The following is a 16,942-nucleotide window of genomic DNA, read 5'->3' as shown; positions in this document are numbered from 1 at the left end:
AGTGAAAGTGCGTTACACAGTTCCAGATTATACAAAAACATTGGATAAGCGCAGGGCATATAGTACATCTCTGATGACATAGAGTCTCTGATCAGCTTAACTGGCTAATATATAATATTTTACCCCGATCCTGTCATGTATATCAAGAATTTGATCCATCCGGGCCTGACCATCGGCCAGCTGCAAGCGAAAAGCAACCAATCATGGTGTTTCTGGGGTAACAACAGTAGCGGCATAGACACCTTCCTGCTGCTTCTTCAAGGCCGGCTGAAAGGGTTTTCAGCCACCAGGTTAGAACTCGTTGAAAAGCCCGGTGTACTTTCATTCCAGGGCCAACAAGAGCTCTTTGAAGAAGAACTCCGCAACGACGACAGTGATTTCATGGATCGACCTGATCCGGGCACCTCTGCAGGGGAGTTTCTGGGAACTTCCGTCAAGACCAAGGGCGTCCAAGCCCTTCTCAAGGCCTTCAATATCGAGCAATGCCTTTCCACAGGCATACGTTATCTCAGCTCAGGGCAATCCAGAAAACTTATTATGCTCCGGGAGGTCATCCGCGGCAGTCAAACAATTATTCTGCAAAATCCCTATGATGGTCTCGACCTAGAAAGCTGTGCCGAACTTAACCGCGCACTGCAGCATCTGAAGAAAAACGGCATCTGTCTTATCATACTGGTCAACAGCATAAAAGACATACCAGGTTGGTGCTCTCATCTGGGAATTTTTAGTCAACGCCAACTGACCCATGCCGGTCAAAGAGAAGAGATGCTCACGTACCTTCAGAGTACATCTTCCTGCAAGGCAACAGAACCGGCCCCTTTTGCCGTTCAGCGAAAAAGGTCTGACCCTGCACAGTCTCCAAGAGATGAACTCATCAGGCTCAAAAACGGTTTTGCGGGCTATGGGGAGAGTTTACTTTTCACAGGACTCAATCTTGAAATCTTCACCGGCGACCACACCCTCATCTACGGCGCTAACGGTTGTGGTAAGTCGACCCTGCTTGATATTTTCACCGGTGACAATTCCAAATGCTACGCCAACGACCTGCGCCTGTTTGGCCAGAAACGCGGTGGAGGAGAGTCCATTTGGCAGATCAAGCAGCAGATGGGTATTGTTTCCCCTTCCCTGCACCGGGACCACCGTGTTCCCTGCAGTGCCCTTCATGTTGTACTCTCTGGCTTATTCGACTCCATCGGTCTTTACTCAAAGGTGAACAGTACTCAGATCAGAGAGGCACAGCTCTGGCTCGATTGGATTGAACTGAGCCCCCTTGCGGACAAACCCTTTCGTCGTCTGCCTTTTGCCCAGCAGCGTCTTATCCTCATTGCAAGGGCGCTCATCAAGAAACCGAGACTGCTCGTGTTTGATGAGGCAACCCAGGGGCTTGACGATGACAACAGAAATAAGCTTTTAGATCTTTTGGAAAAGATTGCAGAAAATAATCTTTCAACAATTCTCTTTGTCAGCCATAGAACCGACGAATTCAGGATGTTTTTCAAACAGAAGATCAAGCTTGATGATTACACTGTCAATACCAAGACACCACGTCAAAAGGCCTGCACTACGGCCGGTAGGATACAACAACAATTACCAGGAGGATCCCGCTAACATGAACGAAGAGGAAATGATCGCAGTCACCTATCTCCAGGAACTCTACAATACAACCCAGGGCAACACCGAAACCCAGGTCTCCATGTATGATCTGGGTTCTGCTCTTGGACTGGAAAAAACAGAGGCCGGAAGAATTGCCGAAGAACTGATGGTTCTTGGCTTCATCGAACTCAAAACCCTTGCCGGAGGAATTAGTATCACCGATGAAGGCCTTAACAAGCTAGGCATATCACCTGCGCCAAAAGACGACCTCTCGGACAGACCGCGGCTCAGCTGCGAACAGGTGGTCACTGAAAAAGACCGTCAAGTGATAGAGTGTGTCTGCAACAGTATCAAAGATGAGCTGAGTAAACAGGCCCATGCCTATAATCTGTTAGATCAAGCGGTAATGGATCTCAGAACCATTGAGATCCATCTGCACTCACCGGCACCTAAAACCGCCGTTGTTCTGGAGCTGTTTCGCTCCATTGCCGCAACCTTTAACGCTAACGAATCTTTTCTGCATCTATCTGGTATTACATCGATTATAGAGCTGACTGACAAACAATAATCACCCCTGTACCTGTACAGGCAAGCCTTAAGGAGCTACAATGAAGACCATTGGCCTACTTGGGGGGATGAGCTGGGAATCCACCCTGGATTATTACAAACTTATCAACCAACAGGTGAGCAAAACCCTGGGAGGGTTTCACTCCGCAAAGATTGTCATGATAAGTGTCGATTTTGCCCTCCTTGAGGAAAACATGAGCAAGGGAAATTGGTCGACCTGCGCCCAGATACTTGCAGCCGCTGGACAAAAAATTGAAAAAGCAGGGGCCGACTGTCTGCTTATCTGCACCAACACCCTGCACAAGGTAGCCCCCGAGGTTGAGAAAGCCATCACGATTCCCCTGCTCCACATTGCCGATGCCGCGGGAAAAACTCTCGTAGAACAAGACATCTCCGTCATTGGCCTCCTGGGGACCCGATTCACCATGGAAGAAGATTTCTATCGGCAAAGACTTGCCGAAAAATTTGGTCTGGAGGTATTTGTACCGCCCGCAGAGGAGAGAAAAATCATAGATGATATTATTTTCAAGGAACTGTGCATGGGCAAAATAGACGCCAATTCCAGGCAAGAGTACCTGCGCATTATGGAAGCTCTGAAGTATCGGGGGGCCGAGGCTATACTTTTGGGATGTACGGAGATTGCGATGCTGGTGGACAAACAACACACGGATATACCACTTTTTGACACCACGGCAATCCATGCGGCCACGGCGGTAAAATTTGGCATAGGTGTTTAAAAAAAGACGACCAGCCTATTGCTGCAAGGGCTCCAACAGACCAGACGCCGCTATTATTTCAACTTCTACGATTTATCAGCAACCTGTAAGGCGAGAAGAGACTCTCCTCTGATCACCCCTCTCACCCGGATTCTTTTACCGACCAGAGGCTCTATCCCTTCACCTTTTAGCAGAAATGTTCCACGATTGGTGGTTATAGCTATTCCATTTTGTCCCTGAAAAACAAATCCAGAAAAAATACTCTCCTGTTGCAATAACAACTGACTTAAAGGCTCTCCATAATTCTGTGTTGAACCACCTTCTATCTTTGCAGCAACTGCAACCATCCCCATGGCGCCAAAACTGGCGAGTAACAGACAGGTGACTATATGTTTCATTGATCCTCCAAATTATGTTTAAATACAAACCTTTAAGGTAATTATAGCCCAAGGAATTCCGTCGACGTACAAGCAAGGTATATGCCAGCACTCTTTTCCCCGTGGAATCGATTCGTTAGCAAAAACTGATCTTTTCGGCAACGAATCAAACTGCAAAAAATACCCTTTACAACGCTCTTTTGTGTGCAAATTCTGCACACCTTGAAATAATTCCTTTATGGCCGACACAACTATACTATTTTACAGATATTTTCAATGGGAGAAAAAAACTTACTTTCATTCTCTTGTTTCCTTATATTTGTTTCAGACAATTGATGACAGCTGGTATGAGCTTTGCTAATATCCTGTTCATTACAGGTCAATTCTATGGAGCAGGTAAACTATCAATGGCATTTAAAGCAGGCATTAAACAGAAACTTTCTCTTATCTTTTTTCTTTTTTTTCTGATTTTTACAGGTACCGTTGGCGTACTTCTTTTTAATGTTCAAAGTATGGTTCAGACGACAGAACGAATCGTTACCACGAACAATAAAATAGATAAACTCGCTGTCGTGTTACTCAACAGCCTCTTTGATATGGAGGCTCATCACAAAAAGCTGATTGTTCTTAAAAAAGATAGATATTCTGAATATTTTGTTCAGGCAAAAAACAAATTCGAAAAGGCCCTTACCGAGGTGTTACACCTTGCCGGCACCGAAGGCAGCGGTAAAATCTGGCATGAACTCGAATTCAGTTATTACAGACATCGCAAAGGCTTGTGGAGTGAAGGGGAGCCTCCTGAAATTGGTCAACTCTGGGTCACAGATAAGGTCGTCTCTCTCTGGCAAAGTAACATTACTCTTGCCAAAACCACCAATCAGGATGAAATCGAAGCAGCCCTGCACGAGCTCAACACCAAAAGCCTTATCAGCGTCAGAAACGGCCTTTATGGTTTCTGTCTCTCGGTACTCGTTGGGCTTTTTGGTATCTGGTACCTGTCGCGCTCAATATTTTCTCCTCTCAAAACTCTGGCCACAGGCCTTAGACGAATCTCCCAGACCAAAGTACACAAACCCATCACTCTCAGAGGTGGACACGAATTTAATGAACTCGCTGCAGCCTACAACGAAATGAGCCACCAGCTCACAGAAGAGGAAAACATCCGAAACGAATTTGTAGCCACTCTCAGCCATGAAATACGCACCCCGCTCTCCTCAATCCGTGAATCTGTAAACATGATTGTTGAGGAAGTCTTCGGGCCTGTCAACAGCAACCAGACAAAATTTTTGAAAATTGCCAGTGTCGAAATCCAGAGAATTAATAAACTCCTCAACTATCTGCTCAATGTTTCGGTTCTGGAGTCTGGAATTCGTAAAAAGGCCGCGTCCAAGGTAAACCCTGATAAACTGGTAAAACATTCAACAGAGATGTTTGCTTCTCTGGCTAAAAAGAAAACAGTGAGTCTCATAATTAACGGCCCTGAGGAAAAAGCTCCTCCGCTTTACGGTGTAAAGGAAGAACTCCAGCAGGTCTTTATCAATATCCTTGGTAATGCTATTAAATTCTCCCCTGAAGGTCAGGCTGTCTTCATTTCCTGGGAAATCAAAACCGAAGGCTTTATTTTATTCCATATCGCAGACCGTGGTCCCGGTATCGACGAAAAGGAAATTTCTCTGGTTTTTACAAGGTATTACCGTGCTAAAGGCGTCAGGGACCACCTCGATGGGGTCGGACTCGGTCTTGCAATCTCGAAAAAAATTGTGACGAGTTACGGCGGAGAGATTAAAGTAGAAAATAATGAGGTCGGAGGTTGTACTTTTTCCTTTACCCTTCCATCTTGCAATTAATTTTTTGCAGAACGTACTAAAGGGATTTCAGTTCACATGACAATTTCATCAATCCAATATCGTTTGTTCCATCTTCTTTGTATTCCATTACTGGTCATTCTCACCTCTTCCTGTACAGAGATTGTAGGCTCTTTACAGCAGATCCAGGAAGAGCCCATGATAGAGGAACCTCAGACAACGCAGGCTGCAGCAGATACCCTTTTTATTAATGGGGACTTTGAAAACGCCCTGCTGGAATACGAGCACATTTATGAGACGGCTCTGTCTCATGAAGACAGAAACTCTGCTCTGTATGGTCTGGCCTGCACCCAGATGATGCTGGCCAACAGCGACCTGCAACTCATCGAGGCCATAGACAATCTGCTGAGATGGGATGCCAACAAAGGTCGGGAGCCTTTTACCGAAAACCGCCACCTTCTCACTCTTGCGCTGAGGCAGCAAAGCTACCTTATTCAACAGAAACACGTCGCACTTGCCGCCCGGGAACAGCGTAAAAATAACGTAATTTCATACCAGAAGAAAAAAATATCCCAGATGTCAACAACTCTCCAGAATCTCAAAAACCAGCTGGAAGAGCTTGAAGAAATAGACGAAACATATCAGGAAAAAAGAAAACCTTTATGACCAAGCCAAAACACATTCTTATAGTTGACGACGATCTCACACTTCTTGAGGTCCTGCACGCCCGACTCACCACTGCAGGCTTTAAAGTAGCTAAAGCGTCTAATGGTAAAGCAGCACTTTCACTCATCCAGAAAAACCCTGTAGACCTTTTAATCTCTGATATCAAGATGCCCGAAATGAGTGGCATGGAGTTACTCGAGAAAGTCAGGTCCCTGTACCCATACCTGCCCGTCATTTTCCTCACCGCCCACGGTACTATTTCCGGCGCGGTGGACGCCGTCAAAGCCGGCGCCCTCGATTACCTGACCAAACCTTTTGAAGGAAAAGACCTCATAACAATGGTCCATAACATCCTCGGCAAGGCCGATCTGGTTACCCAGGATCAACTTGATTCCACCGGTTTTATCTGGGGAGTCAGCCAGGAAATGGAAAATGTCAAAGGACTGCTGAAAAAAGTTGCAGGAAGTAACGCAAACGTTCTGGTTCTTGGTGAAAGCGGTGTCGGCAAAGAATGTATCGCCAGGCTTCTGCACAACTTCAGCACCAGAATTAACGGCCCATACATGGTTGTTGACTGCGGTTCCACCCCTCCAGGTATTCTTGAGAGCGAACTTTTTGGCCACCTGAAGGGCTCCTTTACCCATGCCATCAGTGACAAGAAAGGTCTTATTGAATCTGCAGATGGTGGCACTCTCTTTCTCGACGAAGTGGGGAATATCTCGCCTGAGATGCAGAGCAGACTCCTGCGTTTTCTTGAAGAAAGGACGATCAGACAGGTTGGCGCAGTCAAGGAGAAGACCGTGGACTGTCGCGTCATAGCAGCCACAAATTCGGACTTACTCCAAGATGTTGAAGCCGGCAGCTTCAGACAGGATCTTTATTATCGCCTCAAGGTGGTCACTATAGTCATCCCTCCCCTACGCGAGAGAGCCGAGGATATTCCGCTTCTTGCCAGATATTTTGTGGACAACTACACCACATCAAATCACCTGGCTCCAATTGAGATTCCCAGCCAAACGATGAAATGGCTGCAGTCTCTTGAATGGCCAGGCAACGTTAGAGAGTTAAAGAACAGCCTGGAAACAGGAGCAATATTATGTAAAAATAATAAGATTCTCCCAGAAGACCTGCAACTTGAACCCCACAGCCAGGCAAACAACAAGCGTCTCAAAGACAACTTTTCCATAGAAGAAAGTGAAAAAGAAGCGATCATCAGGGCACTCAAACAGACTAAGGGAGTTAAAAAGGATGCCGCTGAGCTTCTTGGTATCAGTCGCAGAGCCATACAATACAAATCAAAGAAGTATGAGCTGGACTCCTCGGAGTTCAAAAAGTAACAACCACCTTTCCAGACTACCAGACAAAGACAGAGGGCCCGTCAGAATTCTTCTGACGGGCCCTTTTAGCACTGAAATACTCCTGTAAACTGCAAAAGGAGAATTACACCTGCCAGCCTGCTGATTTGATGTTCTTACCATCCTTGTCGATGATAAAACACTCGGTGTCAGGCTGCCCGTTGATAAATGCGACACCTGCTGCTGGACCCATAACAAACACGCTGGTTGCCAGGGCGTCGGCATCCATTACTGTAGGTGCCACAACACTCACACTGCTGGACAAATGTGGAGAATGTCCGGTCTGACCGTTAACGATATGGTGAAAGAGCTTTTCCTTATCGTAATATATCTCATAGTTACCTGAAGTAGCTATGGCGCCATCCTGCATTGTGATAATATCAGGATATTCATTCTTCTTGGAAGGGTCCTGAACAGCTACTGTCCACGCTTTCCCCTGGGCGGCCTTACCACTGGTTCTAATGTCACCACCGGCATTGATCAGGTGATTGCTCACGCCATTGGCTTTTAAGACTTCAGATGCCTTGTCTACAATAAATCCTTTGGCGATACCATCCAGAGTAATTCCCATATCACTCTTAGTGAAAACGATAGAACCCGCATCATAACGCATGTTCTCCGTTCCTACCCGTTTGAGGACAAGGTCGATCTCGCTATCGCTTGGCTTGTGGTCTACCGCAAAACTGTTTTTATACAGATCAATCAGAGGTTTGACAGTAATATCAAAAGCACCCTGGGTTTCTCTATTGTAGTACAGGGACCTGCCAATCAGTTCTACCACTTCAACAGGTGCATGCTCAAGTTTACCGGAGGCATTAAAAGAACCGACTGCAGAAGTTTTCTCGTAATGGGTCAACATGGCATTAAGGCGGTCAATTTCCTCAAAAGCAAGACCTATGGCCTGCTCTGCCTCATCCTGTGAAGAATGTATTGCTGTCATTGCAACAAAGGTCCCCATGGCAAGACGAGTCTTGGTTACCTTGTACTCTTTTTTATTAAAAAGAAACGCTTCTGCACTTTCTGCCGGTAACAATGCCGCAGATGCGGCACCAAGTCCTAACAGGCCGGAAAGTTTCAAAAATGATCTTCTTTTCTGATCAAAGGGGGTCTTTTGGTTTTTCATATCAGTTTCCAATCTTGAAGTTATTAACCAGCCATTTTCAGGCCGTCAGCACTATTTCTCTTAATAGCCTGCCGTCCCTCATAAGGTCTGAATATATCACGGGGGCATTTAGTGACACAAGCAGTTTCACAGCTTGGTCCAAAATCAATACATGCCTTATGGTCAATTTTAACAATACCATTTTCGTAGGTAACCGCATCTGCAGGGCATGCTTTCACACACATTTTACACCCTATACAGCCCACTTCACATACGGCTTTTACGTTCTTGCCAAGTGCCTTGGTCATACAGGGAACATACACCCTAGCCTTTAATGTCTGTAACTCAATTATGCCTTTAGGACAAGCTTTTACACACTGGCCACAACTCACACACTTGTCTGGATTGACAATAGGAAAGTTTTCGACCATGTCGATTGCACCAAATGGACAGACTGCTGCACACTCCCCAAGGCCTATGCAGGCATACTCACAGGCTGATGGACCACCAAAGCTGAGATTCGCGGCGGTACAGGAAGCGAAACCATAATATTCATGTTTATGACTTACCTTACCTTCCACCCTGGAACAGCGAACAAGGGCAATCTGGTCCTCAACTGCCGCCATCTTCTTGCCCGTGAGCTCTGCTACTCTGGCAGCTACCGCCTCTTTACCGGGAAAGCAGAGATTGGGAGGGACATCAGGGTCGGTGACCACCGCTATTGCGTATCCTTCACAACCAGGATAGCCACAGCCACCACACTGGGCAAGAGGCAGTGACTCGACGACCTCCTCAATGAGCGGATTAACCTCTACCGCAAATTTATGGGCAGCAAGGGCAAGTCCTATGCCAAAGAAAAGGCCGATACAACCGAGGAGCACCAGACCACCTAAAGCTAATTTAATTAATGCCGGATCCATATCTTATTACTCTCTAATGAAATCTAATGGAATGTTTCTCACAACCGACCCTAAAATATCTGCAGGCCGGAAAAACCGAGAAATGCCATGGCAAACTGCCCCGCGACGATAAAGGCAATGGGAAGGCCTTTAAAGGTAGGGGGAATATTTGCAAGCTGCATACGCTCACTCACAGAACTCATGAGATACAACGCCAGCAGGAAGCCACCACCCGCTCCGAGTGCGAGCATAAATGTTTCAAAAATATTGTAGTTATTATTGGCAACAATAAGCGGCACTGCGATAATTACACAGTTGGCGATAACCAGAACCAGAAAGACCCCGAAGGAATTAAACAACACCGGATTAACTTTTCTGAGCACCGTATCCACCGCCTGCACGGTAAGTGACACCAGGCCAATGAAAATAACAATCTGTAGAAAATTAAGGTTATAGGGAATGAGAATAAAATTATAAAAGAACCAACTCATGATGGCTGAAACAACCATAACGATGGTAAAAACAACCCCCATACCTTTTGCTGTCGATTTTTTCTTTGAGGTTCCAAAGAAAACACACAGTCCGAGATATTTTGTAAAGACAAAGTTATTGATCAATAGAGCAGAGATCATGATTCCAAACAGATAGCCCAGATATGATTTGCTCACCTTAAAAGTAGTGCTTTCAATACCGGCCAGTCCCTTCACATTGACCACATGGGTCATTGCAGTATTCAAGGCATCTTTAAAGAAAAGCGAGGCAACCTTGCCATCTTCAGACAGGGTAGCTGTCTCAAGAACCAGACGAATATCCGGGTCCGGCTCTTCGTAGATCGTATAGTTTGCAACATTCTCGACCACTGCCTTGTCAACAGGATCTGCAAAAGTTACAACTATTTCTTTATCGCCTTTGAATTTCTGCCCTGCAATCAGCCCTTCAGCCTGAGCCAGAAGAGGTGTCAGAAAGAGAGCAAGCAGCGCCAATACGACTAATTTTGAATTTTTAAGAGTCATCATTTTAACCCTTTTGTACGCTTGTAGAAGATTTCAATCCAGTTAAAAAACGCCATCATCAGACCTACGACAAAGAACCCTGCACTGGGAAGGATGAAAAACAGAAGTGGTTTGAATCCCAGTACATCATAGCCAAAGATCATCCCAGAACCAAGAAGTTCACGGACAAAACCTATGACCATCATACCGATCATGAAGCCAAGTCCCATCCCAAGCCCATCCCAGAAGGAGTCATTGACAGACTCCTTGCAGGCAAACATCTCAAGGCGCATGGTAATGATGGCAAAGGCCACAATAAGTTTTACGAAAATACCCATCTTCGCATACGCTTCTGGCATATAGGCAGCCAATACCAGATCGATAACCGTCACCCACGTTGCAATGGTCAACGTATAAGTAGGGATACGGATCCTTGGATGGATCAAGTTTTTAAAAATTGAAATCGTCACACTGGAGAATACCTGTACAAAAAGCACAGCGATACCCAGCATAAGACCATTCATTACCGTGGTAGAAATACCAACGGCAGGACACATGGAAAGCGCCAGCTTGAAAATCGGATTCTCACTGAGAATTCCCCGGCTGATCAACTGCATGCTTGATTTGTCATTTGCCACGTCGACTTCCTCTCACAAGAATTAAAACGAAACAGCCAGTTGCTGTTCTTGTAGAACCTTATCCAATACATTTATCCGGTATGCAAACTTGGTCACAATACCTTTCACTCCATTGCAAACTGCCCTGGTGGAGATAGTAGCACCGGTCAAAGCGTATATGTCCTTGCTCTTATACTGCTCTCTGAAGGCAAGAACATCCTCCTCACTAACCTTACCGTTTAAGGCATTGAGGTAATCAGCAGGAATTGGAGCTTTGACGACATCGATCGCCTTCATCGCCTCAAATGGTTTACCTTTGAACTGATTCTTGAAGTAATCCTGCTCGATTTCAGCACCAAGACCCGGATCTTCTTCATGCTCTAATATCTCAAGGCCGACCATGGCAAAAGAAGGATCAACGGCCAGCATCACGCTGACAAAGGTCTTGAACCCCTGGAACTTGCCATCAAGCAGATAGGCGATCCTGGCCCCATTGTCCGTTACGACAATGGTCTGATCCGCAAAGGCCACACTGTAACCAGAGCCGACAGTCGCCTGAACGGCTTTATCACGGGATTCGGCCTCAAGTGCCTCCGCCTCAGTAATATCGACCTTTTTATTTTCAATCATAGAACCGTTGAGATCGATATTGACAAAGAGATATCCCCCATGCTCACCCTCTCCCTGAGGCAGGAGGTAGCCGATAGATTGCCTGTCATTACCGCTGATTACATAACGATACAGTTCATGCATCTTTACCGACTCCGGAGCCTTTACGTCACCTTTATAGCCGAGCAGTTCAAACATCACCTTCTGCTCTTTGACATGCTCGTTATGCTTTTTCGCGTTGCTTGTGAAAACAAAGCACAGGCCCATAACAGTGGCGGCCAAAAGACAGGACACCGTCAGCCGCACGATAATTGTAATGATATCTTTCATTTTGCACCTCCAGCGGGGGGAGCAAAACGTTTTGGCTTAAACCAGCCGTCGAGTACCGTACTGATAGGATTCATAAGCAAAATAGCGTAACAGATTCCTTCCGGATATCCACCTTTTAGGCGTATGAGAACGGTTATGGCACCTATGGATATACCAAAAATGATCTTTGATGTTTTATTGGCAGGGCTCGTGACATAGTCCGTGGCCATATAAAAAGCCCCAAGAATAGCGCCGCCTGACAGGATAGCGAGAAGGGGATCCCCTGAGAAATAATTTTCCCCGGCAAAGATCCAGCTCAGCACGGCGATAGAACCGAGGACGGAGACAGGAATGTGCCAGGTAATATAGCCGCGGTAGATCAGATATATTCCGCCCAGTACCAGAAGAAAGGAAGAGGTCTCTCCGATACATCCTGGTCGAAAGCCCATAAAAAAACTGCCGTACAGACTGGCGCCCGAGCCGAACATCTGGGTAAATGCAGCCATTCCCTGCTCTTTCATCACCGCAAGGGGTGTGGCCGTTGAAACGGCATCTATGGAGGTCCCCAGGTAGGAAAAAATTGCCATACCATCCACTGGTGGAAGCCAGGCAGAGGTCATGGCAACGGGAAAGGATGCCAGCAGAAAAGCACGGCCTAAAAGAGCCGGATTAAAAAAGTTATAACCAATACCACCGAGCAGATGCTTGCCGATATAAATGGCAAAAACTGCTGCCAGGATTGGCAACAGAGGAGACACTCCAGGGGGAATGACAAAGGCCATCAACATACCGGTGAGCACTGCACTGCCATCCTTAATTGTGACAGGCCGCTTCAGAGCTTTCTGGCTCAGCGCCTCGACCACAACACAGCTTATCACAGACACCGCTGTGATAAATAAGGTCTGGATACCAAAGACAAACACCGATAAAATGAGTGGCGGTAACAAACACGCCACAACGGTCCACATAATTTTTTCCACAGACTCGCTGCTTTTTAAATGCGGAGAGATAGATACCTTCCACATGTTACCGGCAACTGCAGTCTGATCTTCTGACGCTTGCTGTTTGATCACGACTTTCCTCAAACCTCCAAGTTAACTTACTTACCCCCCATCGTAGAGGAGCGAAACATGAGATGAACAAGTCCAACAACCCTTTAGCCTATTATGGCCGTTTGGCTTTCATCTTTGCCATTCGTATAAACTGAACCAGTGGTCGCTTAGCCGGACAGACGTAGGCACAGGAGCCACATTCAAAGCAGTCGAAAACTCCAAAAGGAGCCGTATCTTCTGCCTTACCTGCTTCAACAAAAATACCAATTTCTTTGGGCTCCAGTCCCATCGGGCAGGCATCCAGACACCAGCCGCAACGAATGCACTGGGAGTGGGGCCTGGTATCAACTTCATCCTCTGTTAGAAACAACAGGGCGGAAGTCGTTTTAGTCACAGGCACCTCAAGGCTTGAGATGGCAAAGCCCATCATTGGTCCACCCATTATCACCTTCGTAAGACCTGGCTGCAGGCCTCCAAGATAATCGACGATATCACCAATTCTTGTACCAACCTTTACCAGCAGATTGGCTGGCCGTTTGATGCCTTTTCCGGCAATGGTTACCACCTTTTCATACAGTGGCTTGCCAAAGACCGCGGCATCATAGACCGCCTTGGCAGTGGCAACGTTCTGCACAACCACACCAACAGCCGATGGCAGTGCCATTGCAGGGACCTTTCGCCCCGTGATAGCCTCAATGAGCTGCTTTTCTGAGCCCTGGGGATATTTTACCTGAAGGGGCTGAACCTCAATGGTGTAACCATTTCCTGAACCTGCCTGCGCGGCAGCACTCATCTTTTCTATGGCGTCAGGCTTATTGCTTTCAATACCGATATAACATTTGCTAATGCCAAGTATCTTCAGGATAATTTTGGCACCTTCAATTATATCTTCGGTATTTTCCAGCATCTGCCGATGATCTGCGGTGATATAGGGTTCACACTCGGCACCGTTGAGCAGCAGGGTATCAACGGGAGAGGAGGATGGCGGATTCAGCTTGACATGGGTTGGAAAACCCGCACCACCAACACCAATGACACCGGCAGCATGAACTTTTTTCAACAACTCCGCCTTATCGATGTTATGCCAGTCCTGCTTTTCATAGACAGGGGCACTGGCATCCTCAGCAACGCTGATAGTAATGGAGGGGACACTCATGCGCAAAGGATGGGTCGAGGTACCAATGTCCTTGATTTTCCCATCCACGGGAGAATGGAGAGGAACGCCAAGTCCCTTCGTCACTTCTCCAATGATCCCTCCTTCCTTTACCTCATCCCTCTTGCCTACAGTTGGAGTACAGGGTGCGCCAATGTGCTGGCCTAGAATGAGTTGCAGCTCCTGGGGTACGGGCATTACTTCAATCCCGAGCCCTGCTGTCTGCGCCTTGAATTCAGGCGGATGTACTCCGCCTTTTGTAAAAGTAAGCAACGGTTTCATAAACAATTAATGGTTGTGTTAATTGGATACAGCCTGAAAAGAGGGGAGGCTGTATCGTTATTCAGTTCCCGTATGGAATGCCCCTTCGAACCTGGGAGAATCATACTAATGCAGCAGATGATTTCCCCAGATATAGTGTCCCGTCAAACGGTTTAGGACAATCCGCCATAGTACTTCATAAACTGTGTTCGCTCAAAAACTGCAGGATCAGCCACCTTGTCATAGGCAAGGCTTCCCCTGAAATCATCAATTTTAGCAAATGATTTCTGCTCCATCCAGCTCTCAAGCCCTTGCAGGATGGTGCCAATCTGGCCCATTCCGTTTTTGTAAATGGTAGAGACAATCTGTACAGCAGTCGCACCCGCCAGTAACTGTTTTATCATTCCATCGCTGTCGTGAACTCCAGTGGAGGCAACCAGATCCTTTTCTACAATGCCAGACAACAGGGCAATCCAGCGAAGAGGAAGTGTTCCTTCTGCCGGGTTGCTTAAAAGCTCAGAGGACTTGACTACCATTTTCTCCACATCTATATCGGGGGAGTAATAACGGTTAAACAGGACAAAACCTGCAATTTTATCCGTCCAGCTCAGTTTTTGAATCAAATTTGCAAGCGATGCGGAATAGTGACTCATCTTCAACACCACAGGGATGGACACTTTCTCACTGATCGAGCCGACAACATCCAGGTACATCCGCTCGTTCTGCTCACTGGTCATCCGAGGATTAGAAGGCAGAAGCGACACATTCAGTTCAAGGGCATCGGCACCTTCATTTTCAACTGATTTGGCAAAGGAGGTCCACTCTTTATCGGAAACACAGTTGATACTGGCGATAACGGGTATATCGACCTTCTTTTTGGCGCCCGCAATGAGCCCCAGGTAGGCTTCGACCTCATTGCCCCTTGTATACTCGCGGACATAGTCGGTTGCCCCAGGGTAATCAGTAGTGTAACTTTCAAGGTTTGCAGATAAGTCGGCAAGTATCTGTTCTTCAAACAAAGATTTTAAAACAACAGCTCCGGCACCGTTCCGAGCCAGCTCTGCTATTTTATCGACTGAATTGGTAAAACCGCAACTTCCTACAATCAAGGGATTTTTCAAATTCAGCCCAAGGTACGTCGTTGAAAGATCTTTCATATCGTCCGGTTTGTTCTCCATTGAATAAGTTGCCCCTGTCTGTCGTCCAAAATGAGCAAGACTCAGACAAACGCTTTTGTCAGTTTTGTCAGGTATGCACGTTTTCTGATTCTTTTCGGGAGAGGAGCACCCTCACCAAAGATATTCAGAATCACCACAATGAATCTCCAAGGTACTCAAGCACAAGGTGCACATCGATTTTAATTTATTACAACAAGTCGTTTCTAATAGGTTTTCACAGAAAATCAACAATATTTTAGAATTACAGAGGGCAAAAAGGTGTAATTAGCCAAAAACAATATTTTTATTTTTTCAAACTACAATAAAAGGTTTATAATGGGACCTTTTTTGTGCTGTTCCGCTGTGCGTGTTAGGCGTAAGAATACAAGGTCGCCATTTCACCCGACCTTTGAGCTGTCCCAGTTCTCAAAAATGCACATTGGCCTGACCATTAGCCCTTGTCGCCCAACTCAGAACGTGGCTCTCAAGGCAAGAAATTACGCCTGCCGGCTCAGATACGAGCTTACATAGCCATTATTTATCCATAGATATTGCTATTTATTCAAAAATTGGCGAAAGTCAGAAAAAAGGTCCGACCAAAACCCAGGCCAATGGGCCACTCAGGGCAATTAACAGATAGGCATATTTAAAAACAACCCTCTCCCCCATTGGTTTACAATAATCATGACGCGTCTCTCCAGACTATACTCTCCAATTTTTTGCGTTCTTTGCGGGGCCTTTCTTATCAGTTTTTCTGGAATATTTGTTAAATTTGCCCACGTATCTCCCACCGCTTCCGGTTTTTATCGCACCTTCTTTGGAGCTGTTTTCCTGCTGGCCGCCACACTGTTACAAAGGGAATACCACAGACCCGCTTTGGGCCAGCTTGGTCTTGTTATTTTTTGTGGTCTGACCTTTGCCCTTGATCTCTTTTTCTGGCATGAGTCTATCATGTACATTGGCCCCGGCCTCGCGACACTTATAGGCAACTTTCAGGTGTTTCTTCTTGCAGGAGTGGGGATCATTTTTCTTGGCGAAAAATCCAAACTTCGATTCATCATCTCTATCCCTCTCGCCGTAGCCGGTCTTTATCTCATCATCGGAACAAACTGGAGTACGCTTGATACAAACTACCAAACCGGCATTCTCTTTGCCCTCTTCACCGCCTGCTTCTACACTGTCTTTCTTCTCAGCCTCCGCAAAGTACAAGCCGCACGGGGCACGTCATTTTTTTTCCTTCTACTGCTTGTATCGATTTTCACCGCAATTTTCCTCGGTGCTAAAATGCTCTATTCCGGTGATTCCTTTACCATCCCCGACTCCCAGAGCCTTCTGGCACTCCTTGGTCTTGGACTCTTCAGCCAAACCATCGGCTGGGCGCTCATCGCAACTGCTATGCCCAAAATCCCAGCCTCGCTCACAGGTCTCACCCTGCTGCTTCAACCAACGCTTGCTTTCATCTGGGATGTTCTTATTTTCGACCGGCCCACCGGTCCCATAAACTGGCTTGGAGTAACGATAACCCTGCTGGCAATCTACATGGGAATAACAGGGAAGATTACCCGCCGCCAAGAGTCAGAGGCGTTGCATTCCTCCGATACCGAACTATAATTTACGATGTATAAAATTGTTTTTCCTTTTTTATTATAGACTATACTTGGCCCAGTCAGACCATGTACTGACGTACTGTAACCCGACTCCACAAAACAACA

The 16,942-nt window shown here is 46.4% G+C and carries 16 protein-coding genes; 7 read left to right on the top strand and 9 right to left on the bottom strand.

Going from position 1 to position 16,942, the window contains the following annotated elements; translation table 11 throughout:
- Positions 1-135 precede the first annotated feature (135 nt).
- The 3 genes from FCL48_RS08385 to FCL48_RS08375 are packed head-to-tail and all read left to right on the top strand — an operon-like array spanning position 136 to position 2,897.
- Positions 136-1,608: an ATP-binding cassette domain-containing protein gene (locus FCL48_RS08385; RefSeq protein WP_136871815.1), complete on the top strand. Its 1,473-nt coding sequence runs from the start codon at positions 136-138 to the stop codon at positions 1,606-1,608.
- Between the two features lies 1 nt (position 1,609).
- Positions 1,610-2,161: a hypothetical protein gene (locus FCL48_RS08380; RefSeq protein ID WP_136871814.1), complete on the top strand. Its 552-nt coding sequence runs from the start codon at positions 1,610-1,612 to the stop codon at positions 2,159-2,161.
- Positions 2,162-2,201: 40 nt separating this feature from the next.
- A complete protein-coding gene (locus tag FCL48_RS08375) occupies positions 2,202-2,897 on the top strand; it encodes an aspartate/glutamate racemase family protein (protein ID WP_136871813.1) in 696 nt (231 codons plus the stop codon).
- 65 nt (positions 2,898-2,962) lie between these two features.
- Here the strand turns inward: FCL48_RS08375 and FCL48_RS08370 are convergent, their stop codons facing one another.
- Entirely contained in the window at positions 2,963-3,274 is a 312-nt protein-coding gene (locus tag FCL48_RS08370; protein ID WP_136871812.1) for a hypothetical protein, read from the bottom strand.
- Between the two features lie 326 nt (positions 3,275-3,600).
- Here FCL48_RS08370 and FCL48_RS08365 point away from each other — a divergent pair, with 326 nt between their 5' ends.
- Genes FCL48_RS08365 through FCL48_RS08355 form a run of 3 tightly spaced genes read left to right on the top strand, consistent with a single transcriptional unit; the run spans position 3,601 to position 7,061 of the window.
- A complete protein-coding gene (locus FCL48_RS08365) occupies positions 3,601-5,100 on the top strand; it encodes a cell wall metabolism sensor histidine kinase WalK (protein ID WP_169309137.1) in 1,500 nt (499 codons plus the stop codon).
- A gap of 36 nt (positions 5,101-5,136) precedes the next feature.
- Entirely contained in the window at positions 5,137-5,724 is a 588-nt protein-coding gene (locus FCL48_RS08360) for a hypothetical protein (protein ID WP_136871810.1), read from the top strand.
- Positions 5,721-7,061: a sigma-54 dependent transcriptional regulator gene (locus FCL48_RS08355; RefSeq protein WP_136871809.1), complete on the top strand. Its 1,341-nt coding sequence runs from the start codon at positions 5,721-5,723 to the stop codon at positions 7,059-7,061. Before FCL48_RS08360 ends, FCL48_RS08355 begins: the two co-directional genes overlap by 4 nt.
- A 103-nt stretch (positions 7,062-7,164) precedes the next feature.
- On the opposite strand, the gene FCL48_RS08350 is transcribed toward FCL48_RS08355, so the two are convergent.
- The 8 genes from FCL48_RS08350 to FCL48_RS08315 all read right to left on the bottom strand — a co-directional run bounded on the left by FCL48_RS08350 (position 7,165) and on the right by FCL48_RS08315 (position 15,251).
- Positions 7,165-8,202: an FAD:protein FMN transferase gene (locus tag FCL48_RS08350; RefSeq protein WP_136871808.1), complete on the bottom strand. Its 1,038-nt coding sequence runs from the start codon at positions 8,200-8,202 to the stop codon at positions 7,165-7,167.
- A 23-nt stretch (positions 8,203-8,225) separates the two neighbouring features.
- Positions 8,226-9,101: an RnfABCDGE type electron transport complex subunit B gene (gene rnfB / locus FCL48_RS08345; protein WP_136871807.1), complete on the bottom strand. Its 876-nt coding sequence runs from the start codon at positions 9,099-9,101 to the stop codon at positions 8,226-8,228.
- A gap of 50 nt (positions 9,102-9,151) precedes the next feature.
- Positions 9,152-10,096, bottom strand: coding sequence for an electron transport complex protein RnfA (locus FCL48_RS08340; RefSeq protein ID WP_136871806.1), 945 nt, complete (start codon positions 10,094-10,096; stop codon positions 9,152-9,154).
- The gene (gene rsxE / locus FCL48_RS08335) at positions 10,093-10,710 is read right to left on the bottom strand and encodes an electron transport complex subunit RsxE (RefSeq protein WP_136871805.1); all 618 of its coding nucleotides are present in this window, start codon (positions 10,708-10,710) and stop codon (positions 10,093-10,095) included. Before rsxE ends, FCL48_RS08340 begins: the two co-directional genes overlap by 4 nt.
- 21 nt (positions 10,711-10,731) lie before the next feature.
- A complete protein-coding gene (locus FCL48_RS08330) occupies positions 10,732-11,628 on the bottom strand; it encodes an FMN-binding protein (RefSeq protein WP_136871804.1) in 897 nt (298 codons plus the stop codon).
- On the bottom strand, positions 11,625-12,680 hold the full coding sequence (locus FCL48_RS08325) for an RnfABCDGE type electron transport complex subunit D (protein WP_240744790.1): 1,056 nt from the start codon (positions 12,678-12,680) through the stop codon (positions 11,625-11,627). The genes FCL48_RS08330 and FCL48_RS08325 overlap by 4 nt, the downstream gene beginning before the upstream one ends.
- 91 nt (positions 12,681-12,771) lie before the next feature.
- Positions 12,772-14,094, bottom strand: coding sequence for an electron transport complex subunit RsxC (gene rsxC / locus FCL48_RS08320; protein ID WP_136871803.1), 1,323 nt, complete (start codon positions 14,092-14,094; stop codon positions 12,772-12,774).
- A 152-nt stretch (positions 14,095-14,246) separates the two neighbouring features.
- Positions 14,247-15,251 carry a dihydroorotate dehydrogenase-like protein gene (locus tag FCL48_RS08315; protein WP_240744789.1) on the bottom strand — a complete coding sequence of 335 codons (1,005 nt, stop codon included), beginning with the start codon at positions 15,249-15,251 and terminating at the stop codon, positions 14,247-14,249.
- Between the two features lie 663 nt (positions 15,252-15,914).
- On the opposite strand from FCL48_RS08315, the gene FCL48_RS08310 reads away from it, so the two are divergent.
- Positions 15,915-16,841, top strand: coding sequence for a DMT family transporter (locus tag FCL48_RS08310; RefSeq protein ID WP_136871802.1), 927 nt, complete (start codon positions 15,915-15,917; stop codon positions 16,839-16,841).
- The last annotated feature ends 101 nt before the right edge of the window (positions 16,842-16,942 follow it).

Source organism: Desulforhopalus sp. IMCC35007 (assembly GCF_005116575.1).
Taxonomy (GTDB): domain Bacteria; phylum Desulfobacterota; class Desulfobulbia; order Desulfobulbales; family Desulfocapsaceae; genus Desulforhopalus_A.
Note: the sequence above shows the minus strand (reverse complement) of the source record. Positions and strands in the feature narration are given on the sequence as shown.